Origin of the sequence: Streptomyces sp. SID12501 (genome assembly GCF_010550245.1) — a bacterium.
Lineage (GTDB): Bacteria > Actinomycetota > Actinomycetes > Streptomycetales > Streptomycetaceae > Streptomyces.
The window spans coordinates 1-400 of sequence record NZ_JAAGLU010000954.1; the positions used below are offsets into that span (position 1 = coordinate 1).

Here is a 400-nt window from a genome sequence, read left to right on the forward strand (position 1 = left end):
TGATCGCACGCGGGCTCACCAATGCGGAGATCGGCCGTGAGCTGGCGGTCACCGAGGGGATCGTCAAGTACCGGTGCATGCGCCTGTACGAGGTGATCGGTGTTCACAACCGGGTCCAGGCAGCCGCTTACAGCAGTCGACTGCCCGCGCGGCGCCCCGGGCACGGCTGACACGGCCCCATCCGGGGCGCGACGCCCGGGCCTTGGTCGGGCGGTCCGCCCCGGCCTCGCGCCCGTGGCGCGGCCAGGTCCGTTCCCCACTGACCCTGGCGATCCCCCATGGGCGAAACCTCTACGAGACGATCCCATGACACAGAATGCCTTCCGTCGTCCGATAGCTGTCCTGCTGTTCCTGGGCTCACTCTTCTACTCGGCCTGGCTCCCGGAGGGGTTCATCCCCA

Annotated in this window: 1 protein-coding gene; it reads left to right on the top strand. The window is 68.8% G+C overall.

Translation table 11 applies throughout. The annotated features are described in order from the left end of the window. The first annotated feature begins 2 nt into the window (after window positions 1-2). A complete protein-coding gene (locus G3I71_RS53140) occupies window positions 3-170 on the top strand; it encodes a LuxR C-terminal-related transcriptional regulator (RefSeq protein ID WP_369335595.1) in 168 nt (55 codons plus the stop codon). Window positions 171-400 lie beyond the last annotated feature (230 nt).